This window comes from Granulicella rosea, from assembly GCF_900188085.1.
In the GTDB taxonomy this organism is placed as follows: Bacteria; Acidobacteriota; Terriglobia; order Terriglobales; family Acidobacteriaceae; genus Edaphobacter; species Edaphobacter rosea.
On the sequence record NZ_FZOU01000001.1, the window covers coordinates 733,304 to 747,890 of the forward strand.

Annotated in this window: 13 protein-coding genes; 6 read left to right on the forward strand and 7 right to left on the reverse strand. The window is 63.2% G+C overall.

The window, feature by feature from the left end; all coding sequences use genetic code 11:
* Positions 1-3: 3 nt before the first annotated feature.
* On the reverse strand, positions 4-1,170 hold the full coding sequence (locus CHB87_RS03305) for a PDDEXK nuclease domain-containing protein (RefSeq protein WP_089406940.1): 1,167 nt from the start codon (positions 1,168-1,170) through the stop codon (positions 4-6).
* Positions 1,171-1,284: 114 nt separating this feature from the next.
* Here CHB87_RS03305 and CHB87_RS03310 point away from each other — a divergent pair, with 114 nt between their 5' ends.
* Positions 1,285-3,894 carry a PP2C family protein-serine/threonine phosphatase gene (locus CHB87_RS03310; RefSeq protein WP_089406941.1) on the forward strand — a complete coding sequence of 870 codons (2,610 nt, stop codon included), beginning with the start codon at positions 1,285-1,287 and terminating at the stop codon, positions 3,892-3,894.
* A 73-nt stretch (positions 3,895-3,967) separates the two neighbouring features.
* On the opposite strand, the gene CHB87_RS03315 is transcribed toward CHB87_RS03310, so the two are convergent.
* Positions 3,968-4,621, reverse strand: a complete 654-nt coding sequence (locus CHB87_RS03315; protein WP_176441556.1) for a TetR/AcrR family transcriptional regulator C-terminal domain-containing protein — start codon at positions 4,619-4,621, stop codon at positions 3,968-3,970.
* Positions 4,622-4,732: 111 nt separating this feature from the next.
* Here CHB87_RS03315 and CHB87_RS03320 point away from each other — a divergent pair, with 111 nt between their 5' ends.
* The 4 genes from CHB87_RS03320 (at position 4,733) to CHB87_RS03335 (ending at position 8,172) form a co-directional block, all read left to right on the forward strand.
* Positions 4,733-5,707: a quinone oxidoreductase family protein gene (locus tag CHB87_RS03320; RefSeq protein WP_089406943.1), complete on the forward strand. Its 975-nt coding sequence runs from the start codon at positions 4,733-4,735 to the stop codon at positions 5,705-5,707.
* A gap of 243 nt (positions 5,708-5,950) precedes the next feature.
* A complete protein-coding gene (locus CHB87_RS03325; protein ID WP_089406944.1) occupies positions 5,951-6,580 on the forward strand; it encodes a nucleotide-binding protein in 630 nt (209 codons plus the stop codon).
* A gap of 273 nt (positions 6,581-6,853) precedes the next feature.
* Positions 6,854-7,156 (forward strand): ribbon-helix-helix domain-containing protein, encoded by a 303-nt coding sequence (locus CHB87_RS03330; protein ID WP_142988188.1) that lies wholly within the window; start codon positions 6,854-6,856, stop codon positions 7,154-7,156.
* Between the two features lie 59 nt (positions 7,157-7,215).
* The gene (locus CHB87_RS03335; protein WP_089406946.1) at positions 7,216-8,172 is read left to right on the forward strand and encodes a replication protein RepA; all 957 of its coding nucleotides are present in this window, start codon (positions 7,216-7,218) and stop codon (positions 8,170-8,172) included.
* A gap of 200 nt (positions 8,173-8,372) precedes the next feature.
* Here the strand turns inward: CHB87_RS03335 and CHB87_RS03340 are convergent, their stop codons facing one another.
* From CHB87_RS03340 to CHB87_RS03360, 5 genes are all read right to left on the reverse strand, one after another.
* Positions 8,373-9,344, reverse strand: a complete 972-nt coding sequence (locus tag CHB87_RS03340) for an IS5 family transposase (RefSeq protein WP_089406913.1) — start codon at positions 9,342-9,344, stop codon at positions 8,373-8,375.
* A gap of 334 nt (positions 9,345-9,678) precedes the next feature.
* Positions 9,679-9,969, reverse strand: a complete 291-nt coding sequence (locus CHB87_RS03345; protein ID WP_142988189.1) for an Hpt domain-containing protein — start codon at positions 9,967-9,969, stop codon at positions 9,679-9,681.
* Positions 9,970-9,973: 4 nt separating this feature from the next.
* The gene (locus tag CHB87_RS03350) at positions 9,974-10,348 is read right to left on the reverse strand and encodes a response regulator (protein WP_089406948.1); all 375 of its coding nucleotides are present in this window, start codon (positions 10,346-10,348) and stop codon (positions 9,974-9,976) included.
* An 87-nt stretch (positions 10,349-10,435) separates the two neighbouring features.
* Positions 10,436-12,148, reverse strand: coding sequence for a hybrid sensor histidine kinase/response regulator (locus tag CHB87_RS03355; protein WP_089406949.1), 1,713 nt, complete (start codon positions 12,146-12,148; stop codon positions 10,436-10,438).
* A 258-nt stretch (positions 12,149-12,406) separates the two neighbouring features.
* The gene (locus CHB87_RS03360; protein ID WP_089406950.1) at positions 12,407-13,474 is read right to left on the reverse strand and encodes a 1,9-bis(guanidino)-5-aza-nonane synthase; all 1,068 of its coding nucleotides are present in this window, start codon (positions 13,472-13,474) and stop codon (positions 12,407-12,409) included.
* Between the two features lie 176 nt (positions 13,475-13,650).
* Between CHB87_RS03360 and CHB87_RS03365 the strand changes: the two genes are divergently transcribed.
* Positions 13,651-14,505 carry a purine-nucleoside phosphorylase gene (locus CHB87_RS03365; protein WP_089406951.1) on the forward strand — a complete coding sequence of 285 codons (855 nt, stop codon included), beginning with the start codon at positions 13,651-13,653 and terminating at the stop codon, positions 14,503-14,505.
* Positions 14,506-14,587: the final 82 nt, after the last annotated feature.

The window sequence follows — 14,587 nt, forward strand, 5'->3', positions numbered from 1 at the left end:
GTCTTACCCCTGCATGTCCGCCCATTCTTCCAACTTTTCCCGCAGCTCTTCTTTGCTCGGCAGATAAAGCCGATACTCCCTGGCGTGGATGTTCGCGTCCGCAGGCAGCGTGATTCGGACCAGCGCACTGTTTTTCTTCTTGCACAGAACGATGCCGATGGTGTGGTTCTCCCTCTCGGTCTTCACGTAACGGTCGAAGTAGTTGACATACATCTGCATCTGACCGAGATCCTGATGGGTCAGCTTGCCGATCTTGAGATCGATCAGGACATAGCACTGCAGCAGCCGGTTGTAGAGCACCAGATCGACGAAGAAGTGCTCTTCGTCGAAGGTGAACCGCTTCTGCCGCGCTTCGAACAGGAATCCCTTTCCGAGCTCGAGAAGAAAGCGTTCGATGTGCGTGACGATGGCCGATTCCAGATCGGACTCGGAGTAGGCAGCCTGCTCCTGCAGGCCGAGAAACTCAAGCACATAGGGTTCCTTGAACAGGTCTTCCGGTCTGGCGATATGCTGTCCCTTGCGGCCGAGCTCCCGGATCGAAGCCTTGTCCCGGCTCAGCGCAAGGCGCTCGTAGAGGCCCGCATTGAACTGGCGCTTCAGCTCGCGCAGGGTCCAGTTCTGCTCCGTCGCCTCGATCTCGTAGAAGTCGCGTTCCGCCTCCTTCATTCCGATCAGGAAGACGTAGTGCGACCAGCTCAGGGAGAAGGGACTTTGTATCCCAAGCGAAATCCCAGACGCTGTCTGGGATTTCAGTGAAGCTCCAGCCTGACCCAGAACCTTCTGGCCGGCCGCGCCCTTCACCGATTCACTGGACAATTTCCCAGACAGCGTCTGGGATTTTAGCGAAACCTGGGATTTTAGCGAAGCCTGGGATTCCGGCAGGGCGCGATCGGGATAAGCCAGATAAAACCTGCGCATGTACTCCAGGTTGCTGCGCGAAAAGCCGCTCCCGAACTCGCCCGCAAGCCGGGCCGAGAGGTCGTTGAGAAGATCCTTTCCATACTCGGCGCGGCCTTTGCCGTGCTGCTCCTGCTCGACGATGCGGCGGCCGATCTCGTAGTTGGTCCGCACCTGCAGCAGGTCGACGCCGCGCGCGATCGTCTGCCGGGCGGACAAAACCAGGGTCCGGATCTCGTCGTACAGCGGAACTGGCTTTGCGCGCTTGCTCATATCGGTCTCTCCAGCATAAGCGACAGCTGCCCGCAACTCCCATCGCCTCGTCCGCTTTTCTCGAACCCTCTTGTGCCGAACTTATAGGCCAGATATGGTCGTTGCAAGACCTCCATGACCACCTCGCCCTATGCCACGCTGCTGCGCCTGCTCCTCGCCCTGACCATGCTGACCGGTCTGAGCTTCTGGGGCGGCAGCGTGCGCAACGGCTTCGGCGACCGCTTCCATCCGGAGCAGTTCACGCGCACGCCCTTCGGCATGGACCCGGATACGCACGAGGTCTACTGGCTGCAGCCGGAGGCGCGCGCCGCCGGCCTGCCCGAGCATTCCAGGGTCGAGCTGCTGAACGGCGTCGCCTACACCGGCCTCGAACAGTGGAACGCGGACATCGCCGACGTCTTTCCGGGCGAGAGCGTGCAGGTGGGCTACCTGCGGACGGACGGATCGCGCCACTCCGCGAGCATCCGGCTGGTCGCGCGCCGCGCCGCGCCGCCGGGCTCGCATGAACGCGCGCTGCTATGGCAGAGGCTGGTGCTCTTCGAGCTGCTGCCGCTCTTCTGCATGTTCGTCGGCTACTGGGTCGTCTTCGTCAAGCCGGATGAGCCGATCGCGTGGCTGCTGCTGGCGCTGCTCAGCGTGCCCATCGTCCTGTACGTGCGGCCCGACCGCGACAGCGGCGCGTGGCTCTACTTTCGTGAGTTCTACTACCTCGCCTTCCAGAGCTTCGGCCCGGCGCTGCTGCTTCCCTTCGGCATCTACTTTCCGGAGCGCTCGCGCATCGACCGCCGGGCGCCCTGGCTGAAGTGGGTCGTGCTTGCGCCGTTGACCGCCTGCGCCTCGCTCGGCTTCTACCAGACCTACGCGCGGCTTGCGCTGGGCGGCGTCCCGCCGGCGTGGATCGCGTTCATCCACTGGGCTAGCCACATCGCCAACTGGCTCAGCCTGCTGTGCGTCCTGCTCTATTTGCTGCTGGTCGCGGACAAGGTTCGCACCGCCTCCAGCCAGGATGCGCGGCGCCGTCTGCGCGTGCTGCTCACCGGTACGGCCATCGGTCTGGGGGCGCCGCTCTTCGTCCTGCAACTGATGCCCGCGCTGGGCTACTCGCCGAATCACAACGATCTCTGGCTGCGCTACCTGACGGGCATTCTCTTCCTGCTGCTTCCGTTCACGCTGGCCTACACAGTCGTCGTGCAACGCGCGATGGACGTCCGCTTCCTGTTGCGGCTGGGCACGCGGTATGCGCTGGCCCGCGCGAGCATCTGGGCGGTGCAGGCGCTGCTGCTCGCGATCCTCAGCTACCGGCTGCTGGTTCCGCTGGCGACCGAGACCCAGATCGAGCGCTCGGAGCTGGTGCAGATTCCCATCTTTCTCGTCCTCGCGCTGGGGCTGCGGGTGCTCTTCCGCAGACGCACGCAGGACTGGCTGGACCGCAGGTTCTTTCGCGAGGCTTACGACTCGGAGCGCGTCTTCAAGGAGCTCTCGGACGACGTGCGCCGCTTCACCGAGATCGAGCCGATGCTCCAGACCGTCTCGCAGCGGGTCTCCGATACGCTGCACGTGGCGCAGATCGGCTTCTTCCTGCGCGAGGGTGCAAGCTATCGGCTGGCCGGTTCGACGAGCGGATTGGCTGGCTCGCTGCAGGGCGCGGTCTTTGAAGAACGCTCGTCGACCATCCGGAACCTGATGCGCGCGCAGGGACCGGTACGGCTCTTCCGCGAGGACGCCGATGCATGGTACTTCCTCGCCGAGCCCGACGAGCGGCATGTGCTGGATGAGCTGGGCGTGGAGCTGCTGCTGCCGATCGCGGGCCGCAACGGTCTGATCGGCATCATGACGCTGGGCGGCAAGCAGTCCGAGGCTGCGTACACCAGGTCCGACATACGCATGCTGCAGGTGCTGGCGACGCAGACCGGCATGGCCATCGAGGTCAGCCAACTCGCGCACTCGCTCGCCAGCGCCGCCGCGCAACGCGAACGCATGAACCGTGAGATGGAGATCGCGCGCGAGGTGCAGGAGCGACTCTTTCCGCAAACGCTGCCGCAGGTAAGCTGGGGTTCTATTGCGGGCGCGTGCCGTCCGGCGCAGGAGGTGGGCGGAGACTACTATGACGTCTTTGCGCTGCCGCATGGAAGGCTCGGTATCGCCATCGGAGACGTCTCGGGCAAGGGCATCTCGGCCGCGCTGCTGATGGCGAGCCTCCGCGCCTCGCTGCGCAGTCTGATGCTGGACGACCCCCGGAACCTCGCGCGGATGATGGGCAAGATCAACGATCTGGTCTACGAGGCTTCGGCCGCGAGCAAGTATGCGAGCCTCTTTTTCTGCGTGCTCGACCCGGCGGAGGGCAGTCTGCGGTGCGTCAACGCAGGGCACAATCCGCCGGTCGTGCTGCGACGCGACGCCACCGGCGCATGGCGGGAGAGCCGCATCGAGGCCGACGGGCCGGTCGTCGGGCTGCTGCCCATCGCGCGCTATACCGAGCAAAGCATCCAGCTCGCGCCCGGCGATCTGCTGCTGCTCTATACCGACGGCATCAGTGAAGCGATGACCGCCGAAGATGTGGAGTGGGGCGAGGACGGGATGATCGCCGCAGCCGCCCACACCTTCGACGGCACGGCAAAGGCTGCGGTCGACAGCATCCTGAACGCGGCCGACCGCTTCACCGCCGGCGCCCCGCAGCACGACGATATGACCGTGCTCGCGCTCAAGATGAACGCTGCCGCATAAAGCGGGGCTTGGACGCAAGGTTTCGCTCTCTCCCTCAGCAGCCGCAGGAGCGGCTCAGGCAGCTTGAAAGCGACTATCGTGCGGCAGGAATCTCCGTGGATTGCCACTCAGCGCCCTTCAGAATCAGCTCCAGACCCTCACGATAACGGCGGTCATACCGGTCGAAGAGGATCGATGAAGCCTGCCGATGGTAAGGAAAGATCTCGGGGTCGAGACGCGCATTGCGGCCCTCGATCGAGTAAGACGAAGATCGCTTCCCCGGCGTTGGAAATACGGCCTGCTCCTCCATCGCAAAGCTGAGCGTGTAGTTGTAGATCGTGCTCAATAACACCACAGCCCCACGCACCGTGAAGCCGCACGCGACCAGTTGCGCGGCGATCTTCTCCGTCGTCTTCAATGGCTCGGTCGTCGTCAACCGCGTGCCGCTCGCCATGCGCGCGCCGTCGCGATACCCCATCAGCGTCTTCCGAAGTCCTTCGCCATACGTCGAAGCCCAGACCCTCCAGCCGGAGGAGTTTCGCCGCGGCAGCAGGTTGGCCGCGCCTTCGGTAAGGACCGTTGTCGCCATCTCATCCAGCAGCTCCTCCTTGCTCTTGAAGTGCCAGTAAATCGTCGCTGCCTGCACGTTCAGCTCCGTGCCCAACCGGCGGAGCGTGAGCTGTTCCAGGCCGATCTCGTTCAGCAGCTTCAACCCCGCCTGCGTGACCATCTCTCGATTGATCTTCATGAATCCAGCATAGCGTATTTGACATCCCATAATCGAACAGTGTTAGATATTTTTAACATTGTTCGATTCTAGCCGGCCTGCTCCGGCTAGAAATTCACAGGGAGATACAACATGAAGGCAGCCATCGTCACCGCAGTTGGCAAGTCGCCCATCTATGGAGAGTTCCAGAAACCCACCGCCAAAGAGGGCGAGATCCTCGTCGCGGTGCGGGCCGCGGCGCTCAGCAACCTGACCAGGTCCAGAGCCTCTGGCGCGCATTACAGCTCCACAGGCATCTTTCCAGCCGTCGCCGGCACGGACGGCGTCGGGCTCGCCGAGGATGGGCGCCGCGTCTACTTCGCCATGCCCGAGGCGCCGTTCGGATCGCTCGCCGAGCTCTGCCCCATTCACCCCAGACGCTGCGTCGAGATCCCCGACGGACTCGACGACATCACAGCCGCCGCCATCGCCAACCCCGGCATGTCCGCCTGGGCCAGCCTCGTCGAGCGGGCGCGGTTCGTGGCCGGAGAGACGGTGCTCGTCAACGGCGCCACCGGCACGGCCGGTCGTGTCGCCGTGCAACTGGCAAAGCACCTTGGCGCGGCAAAGGTCATCGCAACGGGTCGCAACGCACAGGAGCTCGAAGAGCTAAAGCAGCTTGGCGCGGATGCGGTCATTCCCTTCGCCCTGGACGCGGCGCATCCCTCCGGAGTTCGCGACTACGGGGAGGCGCTGACGGATCGCTTTTCCGGCGGCATCGACGTCGTGATCGACTATCTCTGGGGCGAGAGCGCGAGGACGATCATTGGCGCTCTTGCGAAGGTTGTCGAAGACAAGCCCGTCCGCTTCGTGCAGGTAGGCAGCTCAAGCGGCGAGGCGAGCATCGAATTGCCCGCCGCGGCGTTGCGCTCCGCCGCCATCACGCTCATGGGAAGCGGCATCGGAAGCGTGAGCCGCGAGGGGCTGGCGCAGTCCATCGCCAACGTCTTTGCAGCGGTCGGACCGGCGGGCCTGGAGGTCGCAACCCAGGTCGTCCCGCTCTCGGAGGTCGAAAGGGTTTGGGACAAGGCTACGGGCAGACCGCGCGTGGTATTCACCATCGACTGATGGCGAGTTTGCCCCGACGGACTTGCACGACGATCTGCGTCGAAGGTGCTGCGCATCCATTCCTGCGCTTTCACGCACCTATTCCCTTCTCTCCCGGAGCCCCTGAAACCGTTGGTTTTGGCTGGGATTCTCGGTTTTGGGAAGGTTCTGGCGCCGGCTTACGAACTGTGCGGCGGATCAATGCAACATGTATACATGACGGCATGTTGCAATGTGGTCTTGATTGGTTTATTACATGTAGATATGAAAACCGTCGCCATCATCTCCCAGAAGGGCGGGGTAGGCAAAACGACCCTTGCCCTCCACCTCGCCGTCGCCGCGGAACGAGACGGAAAGACCACCGTCATCGTCGACTTGGACCCGCAGGCAAGCGCCGCCACCTGGAAGGACCTGCGCGACGAGGCCGAGCCCGTCGTACAGCCAGCCCAGGTGAACCGGCTGAACGTGATTCTCGACGAGGCCAGGAAGCATGGCGCGAAGCTGGCCGTCATCGACACCTCGCCCAACTCCGAGAGCGCTTCCCTTGCGGCGGCGCGCTCGGCGGATCTCGTCCTCATCCCCTGCCGGCCCCACCTGCTCGACCTCAAGGCCATCAGCTCTTCGATCGAGCTGGCCCGGCTGGCGAAGAAACCCTTCTCTGTCGTTCTGAACGCCGTGCCGGTCCGAGGCGCGCTGGCGTCGGAGGCGATCGCCGCGATCAACACCTACGATGCGCCCGTCGCCCCCGTACACCTGACCATGCGCGCGGCCTACTATCATTGCCTCGTCAACGGCCAGGTCGCGCAGGAATACGAGCCGACCGGCAAGGCGGCGGAGGAGGCCTTCCTCTTCTACAAATGGGTCCGCAAGCAGTTGGGAAAATCCTTTACCTAGCCTCGACATGTAGACATAAGATCATGTCTACATGTCGGCACTAAGACATGCCTACTGAGTAGAGACGAGAAAACCCAAGTAGACATGTTGCAGATAGGACATGTCTACTCCGTACCATGTCTACATGTACTGTAGTCGCCATGTCGCCCCGGCGCATGTGCTCACCAAGATTCCCCCTGGCGACAAAATCAGGTGGATACATGCCAAGTAGTAGTAATGTATACATGTTGCATCACCGCGCGGGCTCGCTCGCGGATTCAAAGGAGAAGAGAGATGAAACGAGCCTCCATGGCGGAAGCCCTCAGCAACGCCGCCGGCCACTCCTACTCGCGTCCCGTCGCGCTTGCCGCCGTGGCCGCCCCGGAGCAGCGGCCCACGCCGGTTGCAACGCTGCGCGCGGTGTCGAGCGCGCCGCCCTCGCGCATCGGAAAGAAGCCCGTCACCGGATTCTTCGAGCCGGCCGTCTCCCGCCAGCTCAAGCGCATCGGACTCGACCACGAGAAGACCATGCAGGAACTCATCCAGGAAGGACTCAACGATCTCTTCCGCAAATACGGTTTGCCGCCAATAGCGTGACAAGTCGTCATGTATACACGTCGTCATGGCGATATGACGACATGTAGAGAGGGAAGTTCATGAAGAAGCCGTTCGACAAGGATTCCGCCGGAGAACTCTTCGCCGGTCACGCCGTCACCGACGAGCGCACGCACGAGCTCATCGAGCTGATGGCGTCCATCTCCGAACGCGATCCCGCCGACGAAGAGCGCGGCTATATCGCGCGCATGCTTGTACAGGCCTGCTTTCCCTACCGCAAGATCGCCAGCAACGAGTTCTCGCGCGTAGCGAACAACTTCCGCCTGACGATCATGTCGCCGTCCGACGTGGGCCTTCCGTTCGGCGTTCTGCCGCGCCTCATGTTCATGTGGATGACGCGCGAGGCTCTGTTCAAGAAGTCGCGTTCGCTCGAGCTGGGGCACTCGCTCACCGACTTCATGATGCAGCTCAACCTTCCGCTGACCGGCGGCAAGACCGGCACCATCACGCGGCTGCGCGACCAGATGAAGCGCATGGCCTCCTCCACGCTCTCGGTCACCTACGACAATGGCCGCTCGTGGAGCCTGCGGCAGGTCGGCATGATCGAAGAGGCCGAGTTCTGGTGGGAAGAGAAGGACAAGGGCGCGAAGTCCAGCCAGCCAGGCCTTTGGAGCTCCACCATTCTGTTGAGCGACCCGTTCTTCAAGGAGATCACCAATCGGCCGGTGCCCTTCGACATGCGCGTCGTGCAGGTGATCCGCCAGCAGACGCAAAGCCCGCTCGCGCTCGATATCTATCTCTGGCTCAACTACCGCCTGAAATATCTGAACCGCCCGACCGACATCCCCTGGGTCAAACTGCAGCTCCAGTTCGGCGCCAACTACGCCGACACCCGGCAGGGAAGACACGAGTTCAAACGCGAGTTCCTGAAGCAGATGGAGATCGTGCGGCTGGCCTTTCGCAAATCCGCGCCCAGCATCCAGGAGTCCGACAGTGGGCAGGGAATTCGCCTGTTGCCAGGTCAGAGCAGTGTGCCGGACGCGCCGCAGTTCGACTAAACCAACTCGCCAAATTTCGGCTACGCATACGTTCCCGACATTTTTTATCGCAGGAAACCGCGCATACGTTCCCGACATATGCCGGGCAGGGAACTAGGGATTCTCTGAACAAGTATCCAGCGGATCGGTCGCGGCAAGATTCTGACCGATTTTGGCTACCTGGTGTTGTTTGTGGGACATTTCTGATGGTGTGTGCGGTTTTAGGCGCAGCTCTGCCCGGCGACTGCCATCAGGTGATGGCGTGCGGTGAGCAGGTTGGTCAGCGCGCACAGGCTCAGCAGGCGGTTGCGGTTCTTCTCCAGCCCGCGATACCGCACCTTGGCGAAGCCGAACTTCAGTTTGATCAGCGCGAAGACGTGTTCCACCCGTGAGCGCGTCTTCGACTTCACCCGATTTTCCTCGCGGATGGCCGGATAGCAGACCAGCTTGGTGCGGTACTGCCGGTGCGTGCGATCCACCGCCTGCGGAGCGCGTGCGACGATGACCTCCGTCTTGCCCTGGTACGCCTGATCGCCCCACACCTCGGTCTCCTCGCCGTGCAGAAGATCGGCCAGCACGCGGTTGTCGGCCACGTTGGCCGCCGTGGCCTCGGCCGAGTGGATCAGCTTCGTGTCCGCGTCCACGCCCACATGGGCCTTCATGCCGAAGTACCACTGGTTGCCCTTCTTCACCTGGTGCATCTCCGGGTCGCGCTGCTCCTGCTTGTTCCTGGTCGACGACGGTGCATGCAGGATGGTCGCGTCCACGATCGTGCCCGTGCCGATCTTCAATCCGTGACGTTCCAGGTGGCCGTTGACCACGGCGAGCATCTTCCGGCCCAGACCGTGGCGCTCCAGCAGGTGACGGAACTTGCACACGGTGGTCTCATCCGGAGCCGGTTCGCGACCCAGGTCGATGCCCACGAACGAGCGCATCGTGAGCGAGTCGTAGAGCGCGTCCTCGACTGCCGGGTCGGATAGGTTGAACCACTGTTGCAGGAAGTAAATCCGCAGCATCCGCTCCAGACCGACCGGAGGGCGGCCGTTGCCCGCCTTGGGGTAGTGCGGCTCAATCAAGGCCACCAACTCGGACCACGGAACCACCACATCCATCTGCGAGAGAAACTCCGAACGCCGCGTCTGACGCCCAAAACGCTCAAATCCAGCCGCCAAAGCCAAGGTCTGCTGTTTCATCCGCACCCCCACATCCACAACGTAATTTAATCCGCCGTGGAGTGGGGAACTTAATCAGAGAATCCTTAGAGGAGGTCTGAACATTCCCTCGGCGGCTAAAGCCGCATTGCAATCACCGCTCTTACGGCGGGACTGAAGTCCCGCCCTTTCAAGCCATGGACTTCTTCAGAGGTTCCTTAGAGCGTTGGCACGGACAAAGACAAAGCCAATGCGGGGGTCTCTCCACTCCGCTGAGCTCCGGTCGAGATGACGGGCTTGTGTGGCGGGTGGAAGAGAAGCAGATCCTCTTCGAAGATGACAAAGCCAGAAAGGCAAAGACGGTTTTTCCGTAGAGTTATCGGGTTGGGAAGAGCAGGGCGCGCAGCCTTGCCGCTAAGTGGCTGATGTTCCGATTGCCGGCTTCGAGCGCCAGCTCGATCTCGCGTGCGATCGCGGTGCCTTCGGGAAAGCCGAACATGCCGAGCGTGCCCGCCATCTTGTGCGCCACGGCGATAGCCTCTTCGTGAAGCTCGGGGTGGGTAGAGGCGCGGTCGAGCAGGTCCAACCGTTCGAGCATGAGGGGCTGGTTCTTCTGCCAGAGCGCGGCGAGCATTGCTGCGGTGCGGGCTGCGGCGTCAGCGCTCAACGGGCTAGTCTTTCCATCCGAGAACTTCGGAGATCTGGGCGGCGAGGGTGAGCGGGTCGAAGGGCTTGAAGAGCGTCGCGGCGACGCCGAGGTTGGCGAAGCGGCGCTGGTCGACGCCCTGGACCTTGGCGGTCAGCAGCAGCACGGGGATGCCGGCGGTCTTGGGGTTCAGTTGCAGCTCTTTGAAGGTGGTGGGGCCGTCCATGACGGGCATCATCACGTCCATCAGGATGGCGTCGGGGCGTTCGGTTTCGGCGGTGGCGATGCCTGCGCGGCCGGAGCTGGCGGTGAGGATGTCCCATCCGGCGGTCGCTTCGAGCGAGAGTGCGGCGACCTCGCGGATGTCGTCTTCGTCGTCAATGATCAGTACACGGCGCATGGGCAACAGCTTTCCTGGAAATTTCCCTGAGGGGAGGAGGTATACGAGTCGATTGTCGAACGCCGGACTCGGCCAGGTCAATGTTTTCTAAGGTGTAGTCACGGCGGGGGCGGGATGGCGCAGCCGCTGGACGATAGTCATGACCAGCTCCTCGACCTCTTTCGGCTGCACGGTGGCTTTGGTGAGGAACTGGGTGGGGCCGAGGCGCAGCGCGGACATCTCGCTGTCCGAGACCTCGCGGCCGCTGTAGACGACCAGCGGCAGGGTGCGCAGGTCGGGCTGCTGACGGAGCCAGTTGACCAGCGAGAAGCCGTCGCCATCCGGCAGCTTGAGATCGAGGATAATCAGGTCCGGCCGCGAGAGCATGCAGTGCTCGATGGCCTGCTGGCGGGTACGGGCGTGGTCGATCTGAACGTTCGCGTCCTCGAAGCCCGCGACGACGACGGCTGCCAGGTCGACGTCGTCCTCGACCAGCAGGACGTAGGCGGGACCGTCGCCGGTGTGCAGCACGCGCGAAAGCTCAGCCAGCAGCAGGTTTTCGTTGAACGGTTTTTGCACCCAGCCCTCGGGCCTGGGTGCGGCCGGCTTTGCGCCGTTGGTGTGCAGGCCGGGCGGCGGCGTCGCCGGGGGCAGGACGGAGAGGATGACGACGGGAATGCTGGCGGTGGCGGGCGAGTGCTTCAGCCGCTGCAGCGTCTCCCATCCGCTGAGTCCGGGCATGTAGAGGTCGAGCAGGATGGCCTCGACCTCATGCTCGTGCGCGAGCTGGATGGCCCGCTCGCCGCTTTCGGCCTCGAGGATCTGGTAGCCCTGGCGCAGCAGGTGCTCGGAGACGACGGCGCGGATGCCGGGATCGTCGTCGCAGATGAGTACGGTCGCGTCGCCGGCCGGCGTGGTGATGGTGGTATGGGGGACGGCCGAGCTTTCGAGCGGACGGCTGTTGCGCGGCAGCTCCATGCAGAGCGAGGCGCCGGCGGTCTCGTTCGCGAGCGCCCAGATGCGTCCGCCGTGCTGGTTGACGATGGTGCGGCAGATGGCGAGGCCAAGGCCGGTGCCGCCCTTCTGGCGTGCGTCCGCGGCCTCGACCTGCTGGAAGCGGTCAAAGATGGTGTCGAGCTTGTTGAGCGGGATGCCGCGGCCCTGGTCGGAGACTCGAAGCCGCACCGTCTGGGCGTTGCCTTCGAAGCTGATCTGTACGAGCGCGCCCGAGGGCGAGAATTTGATGGCGTTCGAGAGCAGGTTGGTGAGGACCTGCAGGATGCGGTCGGGGTCGCCGTCGAAGAAGATGGTATCGGGCGAACTCATGAGCACGGGCTCGAGCCGGACGCCGGCCGCATCGCCCATGGCCTGCATGGTTTCGAGCGCCTGCAGGACGAGTTCGCGCAGCGAGCAGCGCCGGATGTGCAGCGGCGCGCGGCCGGATTCCATCCGTTCGAGGTCCAGAATGTCATTGATCAGACGGATGAGCCGGTCGGTGTTGGTGACGGCGATGCGCAGCAGGTTCTGGGCCTTGGGGTCCATCGCGCCGAGCAGACCGGCAGAGAGCAGGCCGAGCGCGCCGCGGATGCTGGTGAGCGGTGTGCGCAGTTCGTGCGAGACGGTCGAGATGAACTCGTCCTTGATGCCGTCGAGTTCGGAGCGTTGCAGGAGCAGGGAGTTCTGCGTCTGCTGGGCCTCTTTGGCCGTGACCAGTTGCGCGCGCAGGTGGTCGATCGTCCGCCGCGCCATCAGGTAAAGCGAGAGCAGGGCGCCGGCGGCGGCGCTGAGGATGAGATAGCCGAAAATAATGACAATGTGCATAACGGCGGTCTCGTGGTCTGTTGATAGTAACGCACGATCCCACGTAAGGGATTGAATCCGAACGAGGGAAGTTATTGTCGTGGGAGACACTGCCGGTCTTCGCGGGCATCTCTTCTCGGACTTGCCGGGGATGACTCCGCTCTGCTGCTGTCCTTACGATCCGACCATCGCAGTATAACCGCCCGAAACGGGAAATGGCCCGAAACATCGTGGCCGGGGCCGGAGGTTTCGAGCCATTTTGCTGCGGTCGAAAAGAGTTTAAGCGGTCACTGGAACGTTATCGAGGATCTCGGCGAACTTCTTGCCGTGACGAGCCTCGTAACCCTTCTTGTGATAGGCGTAGCCGGCGATGAGGGGCAGAGCGATCGAGGCCTCGGAGTAGACCATCTGCTCGTAGACCATGTCGACCTTGCCCCAGGAGCTGGCTTCCTTCAGGGTCGAGCCGGAGAGCGCGCCGTCGCGAACGTCGGCCACCGTGATCTGGATGGCGTACTTGTGCATGTCGGCATCGACGCCGATGATCTCGGCGGCGACGACGATGTCCTGCGCGAAGTTCTTGGGCGTGCCGCCGCCGATCATCAGCAGGCCGGTGACGGGATTCTCGATCTTCAGCTTGGTGATTTCGTAGAAGTCCTTGGCGGAGTCGATCGAGACCATCGGCTTACCCTGGCGGGCATGCTGGTGAGCGCAGAGACCGAAGCCGGCCGAGCAGTCCGAGAAGGCGGGGACGAAGATCGGCACGTTGAGTTCGTAGGCCGCGAGGACCATGGAGTCCTTGTGTCCGTTCTCGGGCGTGCGGCCGTTGTCCTTCAGGTACTTGCCCATCGCCTGGATGAACTCGCGCGAGCTGTGCGGGCGCGGCTCGAGCGAGTCGGTGATCTTGTGCGTGACCTCGTCGCAGATGCGCAGCTCTTCTTCGTCGATGAAGGTGTCGTAGATGCGGTCGATCATCAGCTCGCGGAGCTGGGCGTCGAGCGCGCCGTACTTGTACTCGTCGCCCGCGATGTAATGGCGGAAGCCGAGCGCTTCGAAGAAGTCCTGATCGACGATGTTCGCGCCGGTGGAGACGATGGCGTCGACCATGTGGTTGCGGATCAGGTCGATGAAGACCTGCTGCATGCCGGCCGAGACCATCGAGCCCGCGATGCAGAGGATGACGCCGCACTCGGTGTCGCGCAGCATCATGTCGTAGATACGGGCGGCGCGGTTGAGATCACGCGCGGAGTAGGCCATGTTCTCCATGGCGTCCACGAGGGCGACGACGTCGTGCTGCTTGATGTCGACGTGTTGAATCTGAGCTTGAAGAAGTTCCTGTTTAGTTGGCATATCTCCATTAGGATACCAGTTTGGTTCCTCTGGGCGCACCGGAAGTATGAATTTTGAAGCAAATCGGCGGGCTGGGCTATGGCTGGCATCGATTCGGAACGTTTCATCCCAAGCGCCTTTTCGGCGAGCCTTGCGCAGCCTTGGCGTTAGGATGGTTGTCGAAGGAAGATAGACACATGACCGAGACGCTCGACCTCTTCGCGCAGGCTACCGCCGCCGTCGCCCACATTCGCGCTTTGACCCCGATTCAGCCGGTGGTGGGCATCATTCTGGGCTCCGGCCTGGGCAGTTTCGGGACGCAGGTGGAGAATCCCACCGTGATTCCGTATGCGGAGATTCCGCACTTTCCGCGTTCGACCGTGGTGGGGCACTCGGGCAACCTGATCCTGGGGACGATCGGCGGAGTGGCGGTCGCGGTGCTGCAGGGGCGGGCGCATGCGTATGAGGGTCATGCCATGTCGGCGGTCACGTTCCCGACGCGGGTGCTGGGGCTGCTGGGCATCCGGACGCTGGTGGTGACGAACGCCGCGGGGGGCATCAATACGGCGTATCGCCAGGGCTCGATCGTGGGGATCTCGGATCACATCAACCTGACGGGGATGAACGCCGCCTCGGGGGTGAACGAGCCGCGCTTTGCGACGCATCCGGGCGCGGGGCAGCGGTTCTTCGACATGACGACGGCGTATTCTCCGCGGCTGCAGGCTCTGGCGATCGAGCAGGCGGCGATTCAGGGCTACGACCTGATGCAGGGCGTGTACCTCGCGGTGTTGGGGCCGAGCTTCGAGACGGCGGCGGAGATTCGCGCCTTCCGGGCGCTGGGCGCGGACCTGGTGGGGATGTCGACGGTTCACGAGGTGATCGTCGCGCGGCACATGGGGATCGAGGTGCTGGGCTTCTCGCTGGTGACGAACATGGCGGCGGGCGTGCTGCCGGTGGAGATCAACCACGACGATGTGCTGGGCGTGGGACGCGGCGCGGAGGCGCAGTTCACGGGGCTGCTGACGGCGATCATTCCGAAGATTCCGGCGTAGGGGTTCCGGTGGATTCATGGGGCTGAAGCCCCATGCTTCCACCCTTCATTTGAAACAAGACCATACCGTTTGCAAGATGTTC

What these genes read in the sequence shown, in the direction of transcription:
- CHB87_RS03350 (WP_089406948.1), bottom strand. Translation starts at nt 10,348, where the DNA reads ATGCGCCGTGTACTGATCATTGACGACGAAGACGACATCCGCGAGGTC.
- CHB87_RS03315 (WP_176441556.1), bottom strand. Translation starts at nt 4,621, where the DNA reads ATGAAGATCAATCGAGAGATGGTCACGCAGGCGGGGTTGAAGCTGCTG.
- CHB87_RS03320 (WP_089406943.1), top strand. Translation starts at nt 4,733, where the DNA reads ATGAAGGCAGCCATCGTCACCGCAGTTGGCAAGTCGCCCATCTATGGA.
- CHB87_RS03365 (WP_089406951.1), top strand. Translation starts at nt 13,651, where the DNA reads ATGACCGAGACGCTCGACCTCTTCGCGCAGGCTACCGCCGCCGTCGCC.
- CHB87_RS03360 (WP_089406950.1), bottom strand. Translation starts at nt 13,474, where the DNA reads ATGCCAACTAAACAGGAACTTCTTCAAGCTCAGATTCAACACGTCGAC.
- CHB87_RS03355 (WP_089406949.1), bottom strand. Translation starts at nt 12,148, where the DNA reads ATGCACATTGTCATTATTTTCGGCTATCTCATCCTCAGCGCCGCCGCC.
- CHB87_RS03330 (WP_142988188.1), top strand. Translation starts at nt 6,854, where the DNA reads ATGAAACGAGCCTCCATGGCGGAAGCCCTCAGCAACGCCGCCGGCCAC.
- CHB87_RS03305 (WP_089406940.1), bottom strand. Translation starts at nt 1,170, where the DNA reads ATGAGCAAGCGCGCAAAGCCAGTTCCGCTGTACGACGAGATCCGGACC.
- CHB87_RS03335 (WP_089406946.1), top strand. Translation starts at nt 7,216, where the DNA reads ATGAAGAAGCCGTTCGACAAGGATTCCGCCGGAGAACTCTTCGCCGGT.
- CHB87_RS03325 (WP_089406944.1), top strand. Translation starts at nt 5,951, where the DNA reads ATGAAAACCGTCGCCATCATCTCCCAGAAGGGCGGGGTAGGCAAAACG.
- CHB87_RS03340 (WP_089406913.1), bottom strand. Translation starts at nt 9,344, where the DNA reads ATGAAACAGCAGACCTTGGCTTTGGCGGCTGGATTTGAGCGTTTTGGG.
- CHB87_RS03310 (WP_089406941.1), top strand. Translation starts at nt 1,285, where the DNA reads ATGACCACCTCGCCCTATGCCACGCTGCTGCGCCTGCTCCTCGCCCTG.